General features: G+C 67.6%; 18 protein-coding genes. 9 read left to right on the top strand and 9 right to left on the bottom strand.

All coding sequences use genetic code 11. From position 1 onward, the window contains the following. Window positions 1-23: 23 nt before the first annotated feature. The 5 genes from Hhyl2_RS14515 (at window position 24) to Hhyl2_RS14495 (ending at window position 4,414) form a co-directional block, all read left to right on the top strand. Complete coding sequence (locus Hhyl2_RS14515; RefSeq protein ID WP_483551484.1) at window positions 24-1,091, top strand: ATP-binding protein; 1,068 nt, start codon at window positions 24-26, stop codon at window positions 1,089-1,091. 17 nt (window positions 1,092-1,108) lie between these two features. Then, on the top strand, window positions 1,109-1,501 hold the full coding sequence (locus Hhyl2_RS14510) for a fluoride efflux transporter FluC (RefSeq protein WP_483551483.1): 393 nt from the start codon (window positions 1,109-1,111) through the stop codon (window positions 1,499-1,501). Beyond that, on the top strand, window positions 1,498-1,842 hold the full coding sequence (locus Hhyl2_RS14505; RefSeq protein ID WP_483551482.1) for a fluoride efflux transporter FluC: 345 nt from the start codon (window positions 1,498-1,500) through the stop codon (window positions 1,840-1,842). The genes Hhyl2_RS14510 and Hhyl2_RS14505 overlap by 4 nt, the downstream gene beginning before the upstream one ends. A gap of 119 nt (window positions 1,843-1,961) precedes the next feature. After that, a complete protein-coding gene (locus tag Hhyl2_RS14500) occupies window positions 1,962-3,068 on the top strand; it encodes an aminotransferase class V-fold PLP-dependent enzyme (protein WP_483551481.1) in 1,107 nt (368 codons plus the stop codon). Between the two features lie 38 nt (window positions 3,069-3,106). Then, window positions 3,107-4,414, top strand: coding sequence for an eIF2B alpha/beta/delta subunit family protein (locus Hhyl2_RS14495; protein ID WP_483551480.1), 1,308 nt, complete (start codon window positions 3,107-3,109; stop codon window positions 4,412-4,414). A gap of 31 nt (window positions 4,415-4,445) precedes the next feature. Here the strand turns inward: Hhyl2_RS14495 and Hhyl2_RS14490 are convergent, their stop codons facing one another. The 8 genes from Hhyl2_RS14490 to Hhyl2_RS14455 all read right to left on the bottom strand — a co-directional run bounded on the left by Hhyl2_RS14490 (window position 4,446) and on the right by Hhyl2_RS14455 (window position 13,572). Then, window positions 4,446-5,084: a cyclase family protein gene (locus Hhyl2_RS14490; protein WP_483551479.1), complete on the bottom strand. Its 639-nt coding sequence runs from the start codon at window positions 5,082-5,084 to the stop codon at window positions 4,446-4,448. 37 nt (window positions 5,085-5,121) lie between these two features. Further along, a complete protein-coding gene (locus Hhyl2_RS14485; RefSeq protein WP_483551478.1) occupies window positions 5,122-5,868 on the bottom strand; it encodes an MBL fold metallo-hydrolase in 747 nt (248 codons plus the stop codon). A 54-nt stretch (window positions 5,869-5,922) separates the two neighbouring features. Further along, a complete protein-coding gene (locus Hhyl2_RS14480) occupies window positions 5,923-6,954 on the bottom strand; it encodes a PhoU domain-containing protein (protein ID WP_483551477.1) in 1,032 nt (343 codons plus the stop codon). Between the two features lies 1 nt (window position 6,955). Continuing rightward, window positions 6,956-7,633, bottom strand: coding sequence for a phosphate signaling complex protein PhoU (gene phoU, locus Hhyl2_RS14475; RefSeq protein WP_483551476.1), 678 nt, complete (start codon window positions 7,631-7,633; stop codon window positions 6,956-6,958). A gap of 2 nt (window positions 7,634-7,635) precedes the next feature. Beyond that, window positions 7,636-8,544, bottom strand: coding sequence for a phosphate ABC transporter ATP-binding protein PstB (gene pstB, locus Hhyl2_RS14470; RefSeq protein ID WP_483551475.1), 909 nt, complete (start codon window positions 8,542-8,544; stop codon window positions 7,636-7,638). Further along, complete coding sequence (pstA, locus tag Hhyl2_RS14465; RefSeq protein ID WP_483551474.1) at window positions 8,537-11,188, bottom strand: phosphate ABC transporter permease PstA; 2,652 nt, start codon at window positions 11,186-11,188, stop codon at window positions 8,537-8,539. The genes pstB and pstA overlap by 8 nt, the downstream gene beginning before the upstream one ends. Beyond that, window positions 11,185-12,306: a phosphate ABC transporter permease subunit PstC gene (gene pstC / locus Hhyl2_RS14460; protein ID WP_483551473.1), complete on the bottom strand. Its 1,122-nt coding sequence runs from the start codon at window positions 12,304-12,306 to the stop codon at window positions 11,185-11,187. The genes pstA and pstC overlap by 4 nt, the downstream gene beginning before the upstream one ends. Before the next feature lie 81 nt (window positions 12,307-12,387). Beyond that, the gene (locus tag Hhyl2_RS14455) at window positions 12,388-13,572 is read right to left on the bottom strand and encodes a PstS family phosphate ABC transporter substrate-binding protein (protein ID WP_483551472.1); all 1,185 of its coding nucleotides are present in this window, start codon (window positions 13,570-13,572) and stop codon (window positions 12,388-12,390) included. 142 nt (window positions 13,573-13,714) lie between these two features. Between Hhyl2_RS14455 and Hhyl2_RS14450 the strand changes: the two genes are divergently transcribed. From Hhyl2_RS14450 to Hhyl2_RS14435, 4 genes are all read left to right on the top strand, one after another. Continuing rightward, window positions 13,715-13,918, top strand: a complete 204-nt coding sequence (locus tag Hhyl2_RS14450; RefSeq protein ID WP_483551471.1) for a hypothetical protein — start codon at window positions 13,715-13,717, stop codon at window positions 13,916-13,918. A 232-nt stretch (window positions 13,919-14,150) separates the two neighbouring features. After that, window positions 14,151-14,858 carry a hypothetical protein gene (locus Hhyl2_RS14445; RefSeq protein WP_483551470.1) on the top strand — a complete coding sequence of 236 codons (708 nt, stop codon included), beginning with the start codon at window positions 14,151-14,153 and terminating at the stop codon, window positions 14,856-14,858. A 31-nt stretch (window positions 14,859-14,889) separates the two neighbouring features. Beyond that, a complete protein-coding gene (locus Hhyl2_RS14440) occupies window positions 14,890-17,070 on the top strand; it encodes an amino acid permease (RefSeq protein WP_483551469.1) in 2,181 nt (726 codons plus the stop codon). A 709-nt stretch (window positions 17,071-17,779) separates the two neighbouring features. Continuing rightward, entirely contained in the window at window positions 17,780-18,862 is a 1,083-nt protein-coding gene (locus Hhyl2_RS14435) for a TrmB family transcriptional regulator (RefSeq protein ID WP_483551468.1), read from the top strand. On the opposite strand, the gene Hhyl2_RS14430 is transcribed toward Hhyl2_RS14435, so the two are convergent. Continuing rightward, entirely contained in the window at window positions 18,853-21,084 is a 2,232-nt protein-coding gene (locus tag Hhyl2_RS14430; RefSeq protein WP_483551467.1) for a glycoside hydrolase family 3 N-terminal domain-containing protein, read from the bottom strand. The genes Hhyl2_RS14435 and Hhyl2_RS14430 overlap by 10 nt on opposite strands. Window positions 21,085-21,131: the final 47 nt, after the last annotated feature.

The raw sequence follows: 21,131 nt of genomic DNA, 5'->3' as shown, positions 1-21,131 counted from the left end.
ACGAAGGCGGATCCAGGCCCGGTATGGTCGTCATCGGACGCGACGGCGGGGGCGGGCCGACAGCGCAACTGGGTCACTACCGGGCACGCGACGGGAGCCGCGGTGCGCCCGTAGAACTGGATCTCGACGGGCCACACGTCGGGCTGGTCGTCGGCAAGCGCGGGACGGGCAAGACGTACACGCTCGGCGTCCTGACCGAGGCGCTGGCCAGCGCCGACGGCCTCGCACCGGTCGTCGCCGACCCGATGGACGCGTTCACCGGATTGGACGGCGCCGACATCGACGCGACGGTCGTCGAACCACAGGTTCGCGCGGCGGCGCTCGGCCCGCGCGAGTGGTGTACGCTGCTCGGTGTCACGCCCGATTGCGGGCCAGGAGCGCTCGTCTGGCAGGCCGCCGCCGAGCAGGAGACGCTCGCGGCGATGCGGCTGTGGGTCGAGGACGCCGACGCGGACCGCGAGACGCGTCGCGCGGCGGCGAACCACCTCGCACTCGCCGCCGACTGGGATATCTTCGACCCGGACGGGCTCGACGGGGCGAAACTCTGCCGTGGCTCGGTAACTATCCTCGACCTCGCCGGTCTCGATCAACGGCCGGCCGGTGCCGTCCTCGCTGCCGTCGCGACAGTGCTGTACGAGAACCGACTCGCCGAGCGGACCGGTCGGTTCCCCTGGCTACTGGTCGACGAGGCACACGCGTTCGTCGACGGCGTGGCCAGCGGGCCGCTCCGGCGACTCGTCACCCGCGGCCGACAGCCGGGCGTGAGTCTGGTACTGGCGACCCAACGCCCGAGCGCGCTCCCCGACGCGGCCGTCTCGCAGGCGGATCTGCACCTGACACACCGACTGACCTGCCGGGCGGACATCGACGCGCTGGCCGCGGCCCGGCCGACCTACCTCGACGGCGAACTCGCGTCCCGGCTTCCCGGCGCCCCCGGCGAAGCCCTCGTCGTCGACGACACCACCGAGTCGGTCCACCACGTCCGGATACGCGAGCGCCGGACGCCACACGGCGGAGCGACGCCCCGTGTGTCGGCCGACGGGCGGCTAAGAGGGGATGCCGAACACGAACCGCAACGCACGAGTAGATAGACCGGTTCTCCCCGGCAATGAGCGAGTTCCGCGACGAGTGGGCCGGGCCGCTCGCGCTCGTCGCTACGGGGGGGTTCCTCGGCGCCGCGCTCCGGCACGGCATCACTGTGGCGACGCCGGGCGTCGCCGTCCTGAGCGACCCGGTCACCGGGACACTCGTCGCGAACGTCGTCGGGAGCTTCCTGCTCGGGGCAGTCGTCTACGACGCGGGCGCCCGGCGGGTGCTGACGACCCGTGTCCGCCTGCTGGTCAGTACGGGGTTCCTGTCGTCGCTGACCACCTACAGCACGTTCGCCGTCCAGACGAGCGGGCTGGGCCCGGAGATCGCACTGCTGAACGTCGCCGCCAACTACGGACTCGGATTCCTCGCGGTCGTCGGCGGGCAGTCGCTCGCAGGGAGGGTGTCGTGAATCCATTCCTCCTGATCGGGGTCGGCGGGGCAACGGGAGCGCTGGCCCGCTACACACTCACGCGAACGCTGGAACGCGATCTGGTCGACACGCTCACCGTGAACGTCCTGGGCAGCGTCCTCCTGGGCCTGCTCGTGACCGCGCCGGTCGACGATGCGACAGTGGTGGCCGCCGGGACTGGGTTCTGTGGCGCGTTCACCACGTTCTCGTCGTTCGCCGTCGAGACGGTCCAGCTTGCCGAGAACGGCGAGCCCAGGGCCGCAGCGCTATACGCCGGCGGGATGCTCGCGGTCGCACTGGCCGGCGTGCTGGTCGGCGGCGCCGTCGGGAGCGTGCTGTAGCACGCAGGATTCATACTACCGGCGATACGCACGTGACGATTGTTGCCACCCCGAGGTGGTAACATCCGTCACGAAGGGATAGCCTGCAGTATCAAGACGCCGGCGCTCGTGGATCGAATATGGATCCTGCCGAGCTTCGCGCGTCGATCCCCGCGCTGGAGCAGTGTACGTACTTCAACACGGGCGCGAGCGGTCCGAGCCCGCGCCACGTCGTCGCGGCGGCGACCGAGTTCCTGGAACGCCACGCCTTCCAGGCCCACGGTGGCGAGGGCCCCTACGAGGTCGGCTTCGGCGCCATCGACGCCGCCCGCGAGGTGGCGGCGAGGTTGCTGGGAGCCCCACCAGAGGACGTCGCGTTCACACGCAGCACCGCCGACGGAATCAACCTCGTCGCCGGCGCCATCGACTTCCAGCCGGGTGACGTCGTCGTCCGGACCGACCTCGAACATCCAGCGGGGACGCTCCCGTGGGACCGCCTGGCCGACACCCACGACGTCGAGGTCCGGGTCGTCCCCACGAACCAGGGACGAATCGAGATGGACGCCCTGAAAGACGCCGTCGAGGATGCGCGGCTGGTCGTCCTCAGTTCGCTCACCTGGACCCACGGGACGCGATTGCCGGTCGCGGAGGTCACAGATATCGCCCACGACGCCGGCGCACAGGTGCTCGTCGACGCGGTCCAGTCCGTCGGCCAGCACCCCGTCGACGTCACCGAGTGGGGCGCGGACTTCGTCGCGGCGGCGGGCCACAAGTGGTTGCTGGGCATCTGGGGCGCCGGAATGCTGTACGTCCACCCCGACGCTCACGACCGTCTGCGCCAGACCCGCATCGGCTACCGGAGCGTCGAGGACCCGGCCGCCAGCGAGTACCGGTACCACGAGGGCGCCCGGCGGTTCGAGGTCGGGACGACCACGCCCGCGCCCTACGTCGCGCTGGCCGAAGCCATCGAGACCATCGAGGACATCGGCTACGGGACCGTCGAGAGTCGCGTCGAGCGCCTGACCGACCGTCTGAAGGCCGGCCTAGGCGACCGGCTGTTGAGCCCCGAACGCTACGAATCGGGACTGGTGACGTTCACCGCCGAAGACCCGGATGCGACCGTCCAGCGACTGCGCGAGGCAGGCGTCGTCGTCCGGTCGCTTCCCCACCCCGAGAACGCGGTCCGGGCCTCCGTCCACACGTTCAACACCGCCAACGACGTCGACCGACTGCTCGACGCGCTGTAGCCCCCAGGCTCATTGTCCGCGCGGCCGTCGGCCCCGGTATGCCAACGCGTCCGGTCGTCACCGTCTTCCTCCGCAACGACGGCGAGGTACTCCTGTTGCGCCGGAGCGACGCGGTCGGTTCCTACACCGGCCGGTGGGGCGGGGTCGCCGGCCACGTCGCTGCCGACGACGAAGAGCCGATCGACCCCGAGCGAGACCCCGAGACGGCCGCACGCGAGGAGATCGCCGAGGAGACCGGGCTCGATCGGGCAGTCACGCTGGTCCGGTCCGGCGACCCGTTCCAGGTGACAGACGACGAGGGCGACTGGCTGGTCCACCCGTTCCTGTTCGACTGCGAGTCACGGGCGGTCAGCGCCAACGCGGAGACGACCGGGACGGCGTGGGTCCACCCGCCGGAGATCCTCCGCCGGGAGACGGTCCCACGGTTGTGGACCGCCTACGACCGGGTGCGTCCGCGTGTGGCGACGGTCGAAGCGGACCGCACACACGGCTCGTCGTGGCTCTCGCTGCGCGCGCTGGAGGTGCTGCGTGACGAGGCCGCGCTGGTCGTCGAGGGGCGCCGCGGGGCCGACGAGCGGGCCGAGCGCGCGAGCGACGACTGGGAGGGTCTCGCGGCCCTGGCCAGGTCGCTCCGGGACGCTCGCCCGTCGATGGCCGTCGTCGCGAACCGGGTCAACCGAACGATGCTGGCCGCGAGCGACGGCCACACCCCACAGACCGTCGAGTCGGCAGCGAGGCGAGCCGTCGAGCAGGGCTGTGCCGTCGACCGGGACGCAGCTAGCGCGGCCGCCGAGACGCTGCCCGACCGGATCGCGACGCTCTCGCGGTCGGGAACCGTCAGCGAGGTCGTCCACGAGGCAGCCCCCGAAGCGGTTCTGATCGCCGAATCTCGACCGGGGCGGGAGGGGATCGACGTGGCGGAGGCACTGGCAGCCGTGACGGACGTGACGCTGACCACAGATGCCGCGCTGGCGTTCGAACTCGACGACTGGGACGCCGAGGCGGTGGTCGTCGGCGCCGACCGAATCCTGCCCGACGGGCGCGTCGTCAACAAGGTCGGGACCCGTGGGGCGGCGCTGGCGGCGGCCGCCGCCGACTGCGAGGTGTTCGTCGTCGCCGCCAGCGACAAGGTCGCGGCGACGGCCGACTACGACCTGGAACCCAGAGACGCCGCGGAGGTCTACGACGGCGCCGCGAGCGTCGCCATCGCCAACCCGACCTTCGACGTGACGCCGGCCGGCGCGGTGACGGCCGTCCTGACCGAACAGGGACGGCTGGACACCGCCGAAGTCGGGGCGGTCGCCGCCGCCCACAGAGAGTGGCGCGAGTGGGACGAAGAGTCGTAGAAGGTGGCGGGCTCGGTCCGAGGAGAGAGGGTCACTCGTACCGGGCGACCGCACGGACCGGTGCGCCGTCGCCGTCGAGTTTCAGCGGCTGGGCGTGCAACTCGAACCGCTCGGGCACCTCGTCGAGGTTCGTGAGGTTCTCGACGATGACGTGCCCGGCACCCAGCAGCGTGTGGTGGACGGGGACACCCTCGGGTTCGTCTGGGCCGGCCTGGTCGGTCGGCGTCGGATCGGGGTTGAGCGCGTCGACCGCGAGGTCGTACCCCTGCTCGCGACAGAACGCGGCGGCGGCGGGCGTGAGATACGGATGCTCGACGTACTCGGACTCGCCCCAGTACCGGTCCCAGCCGGTCCGGACGACCAGGAGGTCGGCGTCGGTCGCCGGCAGCGTGTCGGGACCGATGGCGCTCCGGGGCGCGCGCCCGCGACAGTCCGTGACGACGGCGTCGAAGACGAACCGGTCGACGTCGAACCCGTCGAGCGTCCGGCCGTCGGGCTCGGTGTGGCTTGGGGCGTCGACGTGCGTGCCGGTGTGGCTCCCACACGAGAGCGCACTGACGCGGTAGCCGTCGGCATCGTGTGTCGCGTGGGCCGTCACGCTCACCGGCGGGTCGCCAGGGTAGGTCGGCATGCCGGTCTCGATCGGCTGTGTGAGGTCGACGTAGGGCACACCGGATGTGGACGAGCCGGCGGCAAACGGTTTGGGTTCACTGTTCGTCGAGGACGACCGGGACGCCGGCGGCCGCCACGTCGGCCGCGAAGGCCCGCGAATCCGCCGAAAGCGTCGAGAAGGTGTTGTAGTGGACCGGCAGCACGAGGTCAGGGTCGATGGTCGCGGCGAGTGCGGCAGCCTCCGTCCGGTCCATCGTGAACCGCTGGCCGATGGGCGGACAGAACAGCGATGTCTCGACGGTCCGGTGGCCCGGGAGCACGTCGGTGTCACCCGGCCAGAAGCAGTGAGTTCCTTCGACGACGGCCAGGAAGCCACAGCCGAAGCCCTCGGGGTGGTAGGGCGTCCCGTCCGGACGCGTGTGCGGGCCGTCCGGTTCGTTGTACGCGGGCGTCGTCCAGATGTCCGTCTCGCCGACGGCGAGCTGGTCGGTCATCCCGACCTCGCGGACCTCGTAGGGCAGGTCCGCCAGTGGTTGCAGGTCCCGCTCGACGTCACGACCTTCGATACCTTCGAAGGCGACGATAGTCGCGTCGTCGGCCGCGACCCGCTCGATGGCCTCGGGGTCGTAGTGGTGGACGTGTGTGACACAGACGATGTCGCCGTCCTGGGCCTGGTAGTCCTGTGCCGGCGGGTGGCCGACACCCTCCTCGAAGGGCTCCCAGTCACCCGTCAGGACGCCGTAGCGGCCCGGATCCATGTAGACGACGGTGTCGTCCCCGGCCAGGCGGATCGTCGCGTACCCCAGCCACTCGACGGTGAGGCCGTCGTGTCGGACGGTCATTGTCACTCGTAGGCGACCGCAGACATAAATCGGCTACGTGCGAGCGGCGACAGATCAGCCACTGGCGTCAGCGGGGTCGGCCGCGGGCGCGAGCGTCCCCTCCCGGACCGCCATCCTGAGGCCCAGTTCGGCGACGTTGCCACCGTGTTCGGCGGTGCGCTTGAGGCTATCGAGGACGTGAGTGAGCCGATAGTCGCTCTCGGGGGCCTCGAACAGGCGGCGGTCGAGATCGGCCACGTCGCTGCGGACCCGGTCGCGGGCGGTCAGCACCTGTCGGGCCGTGTCGACACCGGCGTCGTCGATGACCACGCGGACCGCGTCCTCGACGACTGTCTGTGCGGTGTGTGCGATGTCGTCGAGGTCGTCGGCGAGGTCCCCGGAGACGGGCGCTTCGAGCCGTGCGGCCACCCGAGCGATGCGTTCGGCGTGGTCCGCCACGCGTTCGAGTTCGCGGGCCGTCGCCCACAGCTGGAACAGTTCGGGTCGGGTGAGCCCGAGCGCGTCCACCTCGTCGAGCCGGGAGAGCCCGCGCTCGAAGTGGCGCTCGATCATCGCGTAGAGCCGGTCGGCCTGATCGTCGCGGTCGGCGGGCTGGTCGACCCCGCCGGTGCCAGTCAATGCGGCGCCCGCGTCACGGTGCATCGACAGCGCCACGAACTGGAGCTGTCGGACCGACTGGGCGATGGAGACCTCCGACGCGTCGAGCATCGTCCGGACGGTCATCTCCGTGGCCGTCTCCTCGGCGACGGCGACGCCGGTCAGGTTCCGTGCTACCCTGTCGACGACACGCCGCTGCTCGTCGGAGAAACCCTGAGAGGCCGTGAGACAGATCTCCTGGGCGCCGGCGGCGTAGGCTGCTCGGAGGGTCTGTTCGACCGCGTCGCCGTCCGCGGGCGGGATCTTGATCTCGATAGGCCCGGTCGCGTCGTGCTCGCAGTCACCGGCCTGGATGACGAGCAGGCCGTCGATGTGCGTGTGGAGGTCTACGACGGTACCGGCCGAGACGTCGGCCTGGTCGGCCCACTCCTTCGGGAGCGACACGGTGTACGTTCCGCCACCGACCTGCTGTATCTTGCGTGTCTCCATGTCAGTAGATGAGTTCCGTGCTGGAATCGACCATGTACAGCGTCCGTGCGGCGATGTTGACCGCGTGGTCGCCGATCCGTTCGAGGTCCCGGATGGTCAGTAACACCCGCGAGACATCGTCCAGCACCTGCTCGGTAGACCAGGGGTCGTCCTCGCGGGCCTCCCGTTCGATGAGGTCGCGGACGACCGTCTCGCTGGCGTGTTGACAGAGCGCGTCGATGTCGTCGTCGTCGGCCGCGATTGCCCGACAGGCGTCGACGTCGTCGGTCCGGTACGCGTCCAGGGCCCGTTCGACGAGCGCCGTCGTGTCCCGGCCGATATCGTCGATAGCGACCTCGGGTACCACCTCGGCCGTCGCCGCCAGCCCGTAGTTGGCGAGGTTCGTCGCCAGGTCGCCGATCCGTTCGAGGTCGGTGATAACCTTGAACGAGGTCGCCACGAACCGGAGGTCGCTCGCGACGGGCTGCTGGAGGGCGAAGAGGTCGATACAGTCCTCTTCGAGGGACAGATAGCGCTGGTTGATCTCGCTGTCACCGTCGACGACTGTGTGGGCCAGCTCCGCGTCGCCGGTGCGGAGACTCCGGAGCGCCATCTCGAGACGCTCGACGACCAGCTCGCCCATCTCGACCACTGCCTCCCTGAGCTCTGCGAGGAGCTCCTGGTACGACTCCCTAGACATCCTCAGCCGAACTTCCCGGTGATGTAGTCCTCCACGCGCTGGCTCTCGGGGTTCTCGAAGATCTTGTCCGTGTCGTCGTACTCGACGAGTTCGCCGCCGGTGAGGAACACCGCCGTCTGGTCGGAGATGCGGGCCGCCTGCTGCATGTTGTGGGTAACGATGACGACGGTGTACTCCTTCGAGAGCTCCTCGACCAGATCCTCGATCTTGGAGGTCGCGATGGGGTCGAGTGCGGAGGCGGGCTCGTCCATCAGGATGACCTCGGGGTCGACGGCCAGACAGCGGGCGATACAGAGCCGCTGTTGCTGGCCACCCGAGAGCCCCAGCGCGTTGTCGTCCAGTCGGTCCGAAACCTCCTCCCAGAGGGCCGCCTGGCGCAGCGAGCGCTCGACGAGTTCGGCCTCCTGCTCGGTGTCGTCACGGCCGAACAGGCGGGCCAGCAGCCCCTTGTTGATGTCGCCGTGCTTGCGCGGGCCGTACGAGATGTTCTCCCGGATCGACTTCGGGAAGGGGTTTGGTGACTGGAAGACCATCCCGATGCGTTTGCGCAGTTCGACGAGGTTCGCGTTGGGATCGTAGATCTCCGTACCCTCCAGTTCGACCGACCCATCGATGCGGGCGGCCTTGATGCGGTCGTTCATACGGTTGAGACACCGCAGATACGTCGACTTCCCACAGCCGGAGGGGCCGATCAGCGCCGTGACGCTGTTCTCGGGGATCTCCATCGAGACGTCCTTCAGGGCGTGGTCGTCGCCGTACCAGACGTCGAGGTTCTCCACCGAGAGCTTCGATCGGCCCTCGAACTGGTAGTCGGTCCACTCGGGGCGGATCTCCTCCTGGCTCTCGCCGGCGGTCGTCGTGGTAGCTGTCTCGGTGTCGGTACGCTGTGTGTCGGTAGCTGAGTTACTCATAGTTCAGTTTCCTCCGGAAGTAGGTTCGCGCGGTGATTCCGACGGCGTAGAACGTCAGGACGACCATCAGCAGGATGAACGCGGTCGCCCACCCCATCGAGGGGGAGCCACTGACGCCGGCGGCGATGACTGCCCAGACCTGGGTCGGCAGGGACGCCGACGCCGACATCAGTTGATCGTTGACCACGAACGGCGGCTGGGCGACGAAGCGGAAGCCCTCCAGCACGCTGACGGCCTCGGTCGCGTTGAGCGTCGAGCCCAGCACCAGGATCAGCGGGGCGGTCTCGCCGGCGATGCGGCCGACACCGAGGATGACCCCGGTGATGACGCCGGGCATCGCGGCCGGGAGGACCACACTTCGGATGGTCTCCCAGCGGGTGACCCCCAGCGCCGCGCTGGCGTCGCGGTACTCGGTCGGGACGGCCTTGATGGCCTCCCGCGAGGTGATCAACACCAGCGGGAGGAGCATGAACCCGAGCACGAGCATCCCGGCCAGCAGCGACTCGTCGCCACCCAGCCGCGGGATGAGGAACGCGGCTCCGAACAGCCCGAAGACGATGCTGGGCGTGCTCCAGAGGGCATTCGTCGCGACCTCGACGACGGCGGTGAACGTCCCCTGTTCGGCGTACTCGGTGAGGAAGACGGCGGCGCCGACGCCCAGCGGAACCGCGAACAGGGTCGCGCCGACGACGAGCCACACCGTGCCGACGATGGCCGGGAAGATCCCACCCGGCTCGGCGCCGAGTGGGATATACGCCTGCATCGCCATCGGGAACGACAGCGACCCGGCGTTGGCGACAGAGAGCCCGAGCACGGTGAACGGGATACCGGTCGCGGCGACGTGCAGTCCGAGCAGGGCAGCGTGGCCAGCCGCCGCGGTCAGTCCGAGGGTCGTCTCCTCGGCCAGCAGTCGCTGCTGGAGGGGGTCGTCGGTGGTGCGGCGGGCGTACGCCGTCAGCGCCGCGGCCGCCAACGAGACGACGACGCCCAGCAACGCGATTGCGGGGACGACGTTGGCGGGGCCGACGCTCGGTGCGATGGTGGCGGCGGGCTGGAGGAACAGGACCACCGTCAGGAGCGCCAGACTGCCGAAGACGCCGACGGTGAACAGCGGCGCGCTGTCGATGGCCCGGTCGGCCAGCGAACCCGCGCCCCGGATGCTCCCCACGAGGGGTGCCAAAGCGAGCGCCCCGGTTGCGAGCGCACCCAGGAAGACGACCGCGAGTCCGACCGTCCCGCCAAGCGGGAGGCCCAGTGGCGACGGGCCACCGACGACGAACAGGACGAGGAGTCCGAGGACGCCCGCCACGGCCAGCGGGAGGGCCTGACGGACCTGCTCGACGGCAGTGACCGTCGTGCCGACGTTCCGGAGGTTCCCGAACTGCCGGAAGAAGTAGACGAACAGGAGCAGCGCCGGCGCGACGAGCACGAGGGCACCGACAACTGGTTCGGACGTCACCGAGATGGCCGTCTCCAGTGGCCGTTCCTGGCGGTTGACCAGGACGGTATAACTGAAGGGGAGCGTCAGCGCGTTGCCGGTCAGCGCCACGGTTCCCAGCACCGCGACCAGTGAGCCGACCGCACCGATCGGAAGCAGTCGGACGAACTGGCGGGCGCCGCCGTGCCAGTCACTCGTCCCGGCGGGCGTCCGCGAGACGGCGAGCGCCAGGACGACGAGCGGCGTGATCGCGACCAGCGCCGCCAGCGCGCCGATCGTGAACCCGTGGAGCGCGTACGCGACGCCCTTGAGCGTCACGAAGACGACGATGGTCACCATCACGGCGACCATCAGGAAGGCGTTGAGGTTGATGACGAGGAAGGCGCCGTACTCCCGGCCGCGGGCACCGAAGCCCGCGCGACACTTCGCGGCCGCCCACGCCGAGAGAATCGAGCCAAAGAGGACGAAGACGGGGATGACGGCACCGCCGGTGAACCCACCCGAGAGGGACTCGGGGTTCCACTGCCAGCCGACGCCGATGGCGGCCGTCGCGATGGTGAGTCCGAGTGTGCCGACGACGACCGCCGTCGGGACAGTCGACCCGAGGTCCTCGCGTGGGAGGATCGTGAGTGCAGTCAGCAGGCCGCCCGCGACGACTGCGACGACCAGCCAGGCCAGCGAGTCGAAGCCGACCAGTGTCCCGCCAAGCACCGCTCCGATAGCGAGGCCGATGCTCCCGAACGCGCCCCCGGCGAGGAGGCCGGCGCTCATGTTCGGTTCCGTGTCGACGAGCGCCATCCGGGAGACGACGCCGGCGGCCGCGATGGCCACCGCTTCGAGGACGAGCACGCCGCCCAGCAGCGTCGCCAGCGAGACCGGGACCGCGTACGCGACGACGGTCAGTCCCAGCGTGCTCACCACGAGTCCGAGCGCGATACCCCGGACCCGTCGGGAGGTCACGGGGACGACGTTCGTCCAGGAGGCGACTCCTGCCAGCCCGACGCCGCCGACGACGACCGCCAGCAGGAGGCCGACGAACTCGCCCAGTGCCGCACCGCTGGCGTCGAGGGGAACGAGGTCGATCAGGGTGATCATCGCGACCGCGAACGCCACCACGCTGGTCGCGATGACGGTATCGAGCCCGCGGTCGTAGTAGTTCGACTCCGCACTGACCAGTCTGTTCTCGCTCGCGTATGCGTCGCTCATTGTTGCCCCCTGAGTTTCTCCTGCATCCGCCGCTCGATGTACTGCGAGACGACGCTCATCCCGGCGACGATGACGAACAGCATCACGCCGGCGACGAACAGGACGTCGACGGTACTCTCCGACGCGCTGCCGTAGTTGACCGCGATCAGACTCGTCAGCGTCGCGCTGGCGTCGAAGACGTCGAACAGCGGGTCGGCCAGTCCGACACCGGCGGCCATGATCGCCGCCACGGCCATCGTCTCGCCGATCGCACGCCCGAGTCCGAGGATGACCCCCGCCGAGATGCCCGAGAACGCGGCGGGGATCGAGATGGACTTCATCGTCTGCCACTTCGTCGCCCCCATCGCGATAGAGCCGTCACCCATCGAGTCCGGCACCGACGAGAGGGCGTCCTCGCCGACCGAGACGACCGTCGGCAGCGCCATCACGCCGACGACCACGCCCGCGATGAGGAAGCTCGCCCCGTCGTCCAGGAACGACGTCTGGACGAAGCCGTTGAGCACCTGGAAGCCGATGAACCCGTAGACGATCGAGGGGATACCAGCCAGCACCTCGACACCGGGTTTGATGACCTCCCGGAGGCCGTCACTCGCGACTTCGGCGATGAACAGCGCGCCGAACAGTCCGAGCGGGCCGGCGATGGCGCCCGCGATGAGCGTGACGATGACAGTCCCCCAGATAGCCGGGATCAGCGAGTAGGCCCCGCTGAGCGGGTTCCAGAACGTCGCGTCGGCCGGCAGGACCCGCTGGAGGCCGAAGAACCAGCGGACCTCGCCCTCCTGGATCGGGACAAGGAGCAGTCCCAGCCCGTGTTCGAGGAACGCGGGCATCGCCGTCGCGAACAGGAAGATGGTGATGAACGTCACCGTCAACACCGTCAGCACCGTCGCGATCAGCGTCAGCATCCGTGCGATTTCCGCCTGATACGTCACCCAGCCGATGGCCGTCACGATGACGAACGCCGTCAACACCGGCAGCGCGAGTGCGGGCCTGAACAGGAACACGAGGATGGTCGCGACCAGCATCGCGGCCGAGGACCCGACCGCAAGCAGCGATCCCTCTGTGGCGTCCCCACCCAGGAGTAGTTCGCGCGCGTCGACCTGTGCGTCTTCTAACATTGTGGTTGTACGAAAAGCGTCCTGTGAACGTCGTGTATCGAAGTTTCAAACACCTGCTCGCGGTCGAAAACGGCGAGCCGCTTAGACCGGCGTCTGGTCGGGGAGCTTACCCCGCTGCTCTTTCCGGCGCCGCTCGCCGAGCATGAAGTAGTTGTTCGGCGCGACGAACAGATCCTGCCCGAAGTCGTGCAGCATCATGTTGATGAAGGCGGCCTCCTTCTTCGAGGTGCCGTCCCACGTGTACATGTGCAGGTCACGCGAGAGCGGGTAGGCCTTGGAGTCCAGCCCGTTCTGGTCGTCCTGGTAGGCGTAGGTCGTCCCCTCCCATTCGAGGGCGACGGGAGAGAGGCCGTCCGTGTTGATGAACGCGAGCGCGAGGTAGCTGATCGCGTTGTCGGCCTGCGCAATCGCCTGTGCGAGGCGCTGGTTCTGACCGAAGCGGTTGGCGACCGTGGTGTCCTCCTCGGGGTTGCCGAAGACGTTGGACACGAAGGAGGTGCGGGTACCGGAGCCCTTGACACGACCCAGGACCTGGACCTCCTTGTCCGGCAGGCTGCTGTCGATCTCCTGCCAGTTGCTGATGCGGCCCTTGTAGAGGTCCTTCAGCTGCTGGCCGGTGATCTGCTCGAGGCCGGCGTCGGCGATCTCCTGGGAGACGACCAGCGGCTGGCCGTCGACTGCGACGACGTGGTCGACGAAGCTCTCGTAGGAGTCGCGGTCCGGGAGTTCGTCCTCGACGTTCCCGGAGGAGTTACCGATGTCGTGCTGGCCGTTCATGACCTTCTCGACGCCGGTCCCGGAGTGGGACAGCGCGACGGTCACGTTGTACGGCGGGTTGCCGTTCTCGCCGGCCTCGAAGCCGTAGAGGCCCGCCCAGTAGTCGGCGAGGGCCTTGTCCGTCTCGATACCGTACTCCGCGTACGGCCAGTACTCGCTGTCGGAGGCCGGCCGGTTGGCGTTCCAGTACGAGGACGCGGTGTTGGAGACGGGGTAGACCGTCGAGGAGCCACCGGACGTCAGCGGCGAGACGCCGCCGCTCATGCTCTGTTCGTTCTCCTGGGCCTCGGTCTCCGTCGGGGTGTCCTCGGAGCTGGAGCCGTCGGAGCTGGAGCCATCGGAACTTTCGCCGTCCGAGCCCGAGCCACCGTCGCTGGAACTGGAGCCACTCGAACAACCGGCCACAGCCGCGATACCGGTTGCACCTGTCGTTGCGATGAACTTCCGCCGCGAGATCCGGTCTGACAGCCGGTCTGAATCGTGCGCCATCACCTGAGACAGGGGGAAGGATTATTAAACTCGTTTATAATAGGGGTACTTTCGAGTATGAGTCGACAGTGCCCCTATAGCCGCGTACGACCGGTACGTATCGCTATATACCGGCACCGAGAGCTATGTGTGGAGTTGTGTCATGGTGACCGGTGAGAGCCAGGGGATCGCAGTACTCGGCCCGAAGCGGACGCGATCCGTCGCCAGTCCTGAATCCGGAGACACACCCACGAGAACCAGGACGACCAGCGAGACGTCGGCCGACCGGTCATCCGGGCCAAAGGAGCGGGCTGACGGCGCAGGGGCCTGGACGCAACCGGTCGTTCTCGACGAAGACGACGCGTAGCCCGGCGCGGACCCTTCTCTCCAGGGGCGGAGCGAGCGAGTGACGCAACTGTGCCGTGGTAACACTTAATCAGATAGTTCACGAACTCGAACACGTGTTCGTCACCGCACTGGCCGGCGGGCCCGTCCACGGCGACTAGAGCGCGTTCGGAGAGCCCACCGATGCAAACATCAGGGAACAGAGACATACCGCGAGAGATCGAACCGATCCAGACGGGGGGGCGTGGGTCACGATGACCCCTCTCGGCGACCTGACGGTCCTGATCCCGGTCGATATCTCGGACACCGAGCCGCCAGGCCTCGACACCCTCGATCAGCTCGGTACCGTCGAGGTGGTCCTCCTCGGGTACTTCCCGGTCCCGGATCAGGCCGAACCGGCGCTGATCAGAGACCAGCACCACGCCGAGGCCGAGACCCGGCTCGACGGGATCGCCGCCGAACACGGCGACCCCCCAACCGTCCTCGTGTTCACGCACGACCGCGAGGCGACCATCGACCGCATCGCGGACGAGTACGACTGTGACGCGGTACTGACCAGCGGCCGTTCGGCAGTCGTCGATCGCATCCTCGTCCCGCTCCGCGGGGACGTGAACCTCGACCGGATCCTCACAGTCGTCGCCGACCTGTTGCTGGCGGGCGAGGAGACGGCCACACTGTTCCACTCGGTCGGCGACGACGGCGACCCGAGTCAGGGAGAACTGCTGCTCATGGGCGCTATCGACCGTCTCGAAGCGTACGGGGTCGACCGCGACCGCCTCGACTGGCGACTCTCGGAGGGGGGCGAGCCGGGCACCGACATCGTCGCCGTCGGCGCGGACTACGACCTGGTCGTCCTCGGCGAGACGGAGCCCTCGCTGCGCGAGCGTATCATCGGTGACGTCCTCTCGGAGGTCGTCGATACACTCGACGTGCCGGCGCTCATCGTGAGGGATATCGAGTGAACCCGCAGCCGACGACATCGGAGCGGGTGCGATGAGTAGCGAAGGCGGCGAACTCGAACGGACGCTGGGATTTCTCGAGGCGATGACGCTCGGCGGCGGGACGATGATCGGCGCAGGCATCTTCATCCTGCCCGGCATCGCCGCCGAGACCGCCGGGCCCGCGAGTGCGATCTCCTACGCTATCGCCGGCTTCGTCGCGCTGCTCGCGGCCCTCTCGCTCTCCGAACTGGCGACCGGGATGCCCATCGCCGGCGGGAGCTACCACTACGTCAACCGTGCGCTGGGTGGCCTCTTCGGCGCCGTCGTCGGCTGGGGGATGTGGACGGGACTGATGTTCGCGAGCGCGTTCTACATGATCGGGTTCGGTCAGTACCTCGTCGAACCGATCCCGTTCCTCGACGGGCGGACCTTCGTCGTCGGGCTCGGACTGGCGGGCCTGGCGCTCCTCCTCGGGGTCAACTACTACGGCACCGAGGAGTCCAGCGCCTTCCAGAACGTCACCATCGGCACGGAGACGGCCATCATCCTCGTCTTCGTCGCTGTCGGCGTCTTCTTCATCGTCCCCGAGAACCTCGAACCGTTCGCCCCCTTCGGGTCCCGCGGTGTCGTCGCCACGACGGGTATCGTCTTCATCTCGTTTCTCGGTTTCGAGATCATCGCGACCGTCGCGGGCGAGATCAAGAACCCCGGGCGGATCATCCCGCTGTCGATGATCCTCTCGGTGGTGCTGGTGACGATCCTCTACGTCCTCGTCATGCTCGTCAGCACCGGCGTCATCCCCTTCGAGTCGCTCGGGGAGTCACCGATCCCGGTCTCGGACGTTGCTGTCGTCTATCTCGGCCCGGCGGGCGTGGTCGCCATCGTCTTCGCGGCCATCATCGCGGCGATATCGAGTTCGAACTCCTCGATCCTTGCGGCCTCCCGGGTCATCTACGCGATGGGCAGGGACGGAGTCGTGACAGACTGGTTCAACGTCTCTCATCCCCGGTTCTACACGCCTCATCGAGCCATCGCGGCCACTGGCGTCGTGACGACGCTGTTGATCCTGCTGGGCCTCGAAGTGGAGACGATCATCGCGCTGCTGGCGGAGGCTGCCAGCTTCAGCTTTCTCGTCGCCTACTCGCTGGTCCACGTCTCGCTCGTCGTCTTCCGGCGCGCCGACCCGGAGGACTACAACCCCTCGTTCGCGCTCCCGCGACCGCTCTACCCGGCCGTCCCGCTCCTGGGCGTGGTGCTGTCGCTCGTGGTCGTCTCCCAGATGGCGACGGTCGTCGTCGTCATCGGCTCCGGTATCGTCGCCTTCGGCGTCCTGTGGTACGCGACCTACACCCGCGGGCGCGTCGTCAGCGAGGGGTTACTCGGCGAGGCGATCCGCGGGTCACCGGCCGAACCGTATCGCGTGGTCGTCCCGGTCGCGAACCCGGCGACACAGCACGGCCTCCTCCGTCTTGCCGCGGCCAGCGCTCACGCGAACGCGGAACGGGGAGCGGCCGAACTCGTCGCAGTCAACGTCACGCCCGTCGCACACCCTTCCCCGCTCCAGAACGTCGAGGCCGACCGTGCCGAGCACCAGCGCGACCTCCTCGCGAACGCCCACGACATCGCGGCCGAGATGGACGTCAGTCTCCGGACCAGAGCGGTGGTCGCCGCGGACGTCGGGACGGCGATCCTCGACGTGCTCGACGAGGAAGCCGCCGACGAGGTACTCCTCGGCTGGGACGGGTCCCTGAACCGCGACGGTCACGTCCTCGGTGCGACCGTCGATCCGGTCGTTCGAGACGCCCAGTGTGACGTCTCCATAGTCGACCTCAGAACGGACACCGTCGGGCCGCCGGTGGCATTGGTCGCCCCCGGCCCGAACGCACCGGTCGTCGCCCACCAGGCCGTCGAGTTCGCGACTGTCGACGGTACCGTCCCGACTCTGCTGAACGTCCAGGCTCCGCGTGGCCAGGCCGCCGACGCCGAGGCACGCGGCCGGTCGGTCGTCGTCGACGCCGCCGAGACAGCGGGACTCGAACCCGATCAGTACGACGTTCGCGTCGTGATCGCCGACGACCCCGGAAGGGCGATCGTCGAGGCCATCACGCAGTACGAGACCGTCTGCGTCGGCCTCTCGGGACGGACCGACGCGTCCCGGATACAGTTCGGAACGGTTACCGAGCGGATCGTCGACGAGAGCCGGGCCAACGTCGCTCTGATCCGTGGTTCCTAAAGTGCGCGAACGGGGTGGCGTACTCGTCGACGCCGAACGCCTCTCCCAGTTCCACACGGTAGACTGGATTCCGCCGCCCTGACATCCTCATCGACAAAATAGACCCAGTATTCGAGATAGTGGAACCGTATATCCCAAATATAGAAGTAGAAAAAGAGAGAGCGGACCAATACGCACCCATATCCGAATATACACTCACAATATACCCATATTTGCCATATCTAGAGAGATAAAATCTGGTTTCGACGTGTTGTTGTCGATTATCGGCTGTCAGTACACGGTTTCGGTATGTATCCGACGGGAATCGACACCAGAGAACCCATCATCGGCCCCGAACGTACGGCGTCCGCTCAGGCGCGGCGACATAACACAGGTACACTCGTTATCACGCCGCTGCAACCGGCTGTCGGGCGAGGGGGCGACCCGCTAACCGACCGAGAACTGCTTTCCTGTATGGAAAAATATTAGTCCGGCGGGTAGCCACCAATAGATAGTATGTCAGATCACATACTTATGTATCAAACTCGATTTCTAGAATGGCACTTTAGCTTTCAGTTCGGCTATTAAAGACATTCTATCGAACAGGGCAGTATCGTTGCTACAGTTATGTTTTCACCACCTACAAAACCATCCTATTCATATCATATATCATATTTTTCTCACAGAACCGTGCGTCAGACATTCATACCCTGGGTTCGAGAGAGTGGACATGGACCGCGATACGCTGAAACGAGCGCTGGAAAACGCCGACCTCACCAACTACGAGGCAGAGGCGTACCTGACGCTCGTCGACTACGGACGGCTCCCGGCAGTCGATGTCGCCAAGAAGTCCGACATCCCGACGTCCCAGGTGTACGACACACTCCGGTCACTGGAGTCGAAAGGGTTCGTCGAGACCATCGACCACGACCGGCTCCATGCCGAACCCTCCGACCCCGTCGACATTCTCACACATCTCCGAGAGCGGGGGGAACTGTTCACCAACGCCGCCGAAGAACTGGAGGACCGCTGGGAGCAACCGGATCTCAGCGACCATCGGGTCGGCGTCGTCAAGCACGCCGACACGGTGCTGGAACACACCCGGAACCGGATCCGAGAGGCCGAGATCGGTATCGAGGTCGCACTGACGGCGGACCAGTTCGAGTCCCTGCGGGCGGAACTCACCGAGGCGGCGGCCCGGGGCGTCGTCGTCCACGTCGCCGTCTACTACGAACCCGACCTGGCGGACCGCTGTGCGGACTGGGACCTCGGTGCGTCCGGGATCGAGGTGCACGTCGTGAAGATCCCGGGGCCGTTCCTGGCGGTACTCGACCGGACACAGACCTTCTTCGCGCCGAACTCCAGAGCCAAGGAGGACTACGGGATCCTGATCAACGACAACATCCTCTCCTTTATCAACCACTGGTACTTCCAGACCTGTCTCTGGTACTCCTGGGACCCGCTGACGCCGAGCCAGCAGGCACCGAAGACCTACATCAGTCTCAAAGAGTTCATCAGGGACATCTCCCCGATCTACGCCGACGGCGCGACGGTCACGGTCACCGTCTCGGGCATCGACACCGAGACGCGCGAGTCCAGCGAGATCACCGGGACGGTCACGGACATCTACTACCCCAACGTCTTCGTCAACGACTCGCCGTCGCTCGAACGACTCTCGACGTACTCGATCATCTGGGTCGAGACGGGGTCGGAGGAAGTATCGGTCGGCGGCTGGGGAGCGGTGTTCGAGGATTTCGAGGCCCAGAAGATCACACTCGACGGGATCTCGTTCGAGAACGCCGTTCAGGCGTAGGTCGTCTCGATCGTCAGTTCGAGGGACTGCTCGCCGACCTGGACCGCGTAGGTCCCGGGTTCGGCCTGTCGCTCGCCGTCCGTGTCGACCCGGCCGAGTTCGGTCGCGTCCAGCGGAATCTCGACGGTCGTCGCCTCGCCCGCCGCCAGTTCGACACGCTCGAACCCACGGAGTTCCCGGACCGGTGTGACCCGGTCGCTGGCGTGGTCGGTGACGTACACCTGAACCACTTCGGTCCCGGCACGGTCGCCGACGTTCTCGACGGGGACCCGGACGGTCGTCGTCTCGTGTGGCCCGATTGTCGACGCCGACAGCGCCACGTCACCGAACGCGAACTCGGTGTAGCTACAGCCGTGACCGAACTCGAACAGCGGATCGTACGAGGAGGGGTGTTCCGCCTGGCCGATCGGCGTGGGGTGGGGGAAGTGGTTGAACCGCGACTGGAGGTGACCCTCGGAGCGGGGGATGGTGATCGGTAGTCGCCCGCTGGGTTCGTTCTCGCCGAAGAGCGTCTCGGCGACTGCCTGCCCGCCCATCGTTCCCGGGTAGTACGCCATGAGGAGGCTGGGGACGTGCTCGGCCATCCAATCGACGACGAGCGGGCGACCCGTGACCAGAACGCCGACGACGGGCGTCCCCGTCTCGTGGATCGCTTCGACGAGGTCGCGCTGTGCGTCGGGGAGGTGGAGTGTCTGGCGGTTCGGGAACTCGTCCGGCTCGGTCCCGGTGTCGGCGCTCGGCCCGAACTCGTGGAGGTACCACGGCTCACCGACGGCCACGACTGCGACGTCGGCGGCTTCGGCGGCCGCGACGGCTGCGTCGACGTCGAGACTGTCGTTGATCGTCGCCCCCTGTTCGTAGACGACGTCGCCGGACGTGGCAGCCTCGACTCCCTCGCGGATCGTCACGACGTCGGTCCCCTCGGGGTCGGGGACGCTCCAGCCACCGAGCTGGTGGACCACGTCGTCGGCGTTCGGCCCGGCGACGAGGACGTCGGCGTCGTCGTCGAGCGGGAGGAGGCCGTCGTTCTGCAGGAGTGTCATCGAGTCCCGAGCCGCGTCGAGGGACGCCTCGCGGTGGGCGTCGGCGCCGATCACGTCCCGTGCCTCGTTCGGGTCGACGAAGGCGTCCTCGAAGAGGCCGAGCCGGAACTTCTGTTCGAGGACGCGCTCGACACTGTCGTCGAGGACGGCCTCGGCAACCTCGCCGTCCTCGACCAGGGAGACGAGGTGTTCGGCGTGGTCGATGGCGTCGACGGAGGCGATATCGAGGCCGGCGTCGCGCGTCTGGCGGACCGATCCGCGATGGTCGGCGGTGATCCGGTGATCCTCGTCGAGCATCTTGACGCCGCCCCAGTCCGAGACGACGGTGCCGTCGAAGCCAAGCGTCCCCCGGAGCAGGTCCGTCAGGTAGCGTCGTGAGCCGTGTGACGGCTCGCCGTCGATAGCGTTGTAGGAGGGCATCACCGACTCGACGTCGGCTTCCAGGACGTCCAGGAACGACGGGAGGAAGACGTTCCGCAGCAGGTACTCCGAGACCTCGACCGGGGCGGCGTCCTCGCCCCGTTCGGGCTGGCTGTAGGCCGGGAAATGTTTCGCCGTCGCGACGACCGAGGAGGGGTCCTCGATACCGTCGCCCTGGTAGCCACGGACCTTCGCGGCCGCCAGTTTCGCACAGAGATACGGGCTCTCGCCGAAGGTCTCGAACGTGCGTCCCCAGCGCGGGTCACGGGCGACGTCACAGGTCGGCGAGTAGTTCTGGTGGGCGCCGCTCCGTCGGACCTCGGTCGCCGTGATGCTCGCGGCTCGCTCGACGGCGTCGACGTCCCAGGTCGCCCCAGCCCCCAGTCCGTTGGGGAAGGCCGTCCCCTCGGCAACGTAGGCGTGACCGTGGACCGCGTCGACGTTGAACAGCAGCGGAATCCCGAGTCGGGTCTCGGAGAGTGCGACCTCCTGGAGACGATTGACGGTCTCGACCACGTCGTCGAGGCGTTTGTCTACCGCCCCGCCCCATCCGAACGACGCGACGGCACCGACGGCGTGGTCCCTGATCTCGTCGGCGACGTCGTCGGCGTCCTTGAACTCGTCGAGGTGGCCCGCCCAGGTCCCCACGAGCTGGCCGACCTTCTCTTCGAGGGTCATCCGTTCGAGCAGATCGTCGACACGTTTCGTCGTCGAGACGGTCTCGTCTCTGTACAGGGGCTGCTCGCCTGTTGACTGCATAGTGAGAACGATTCTACCACGTGCATTTATAATTTTGGATGGCAGAA

This window comes from Haloarcula sp. H-hyl2 (assembly GCF_056934385.1).
Note: the sequence above shows the minus strand (reverse complement) of the source record. Positions and strands in the feature narration are given on the sequence as shown.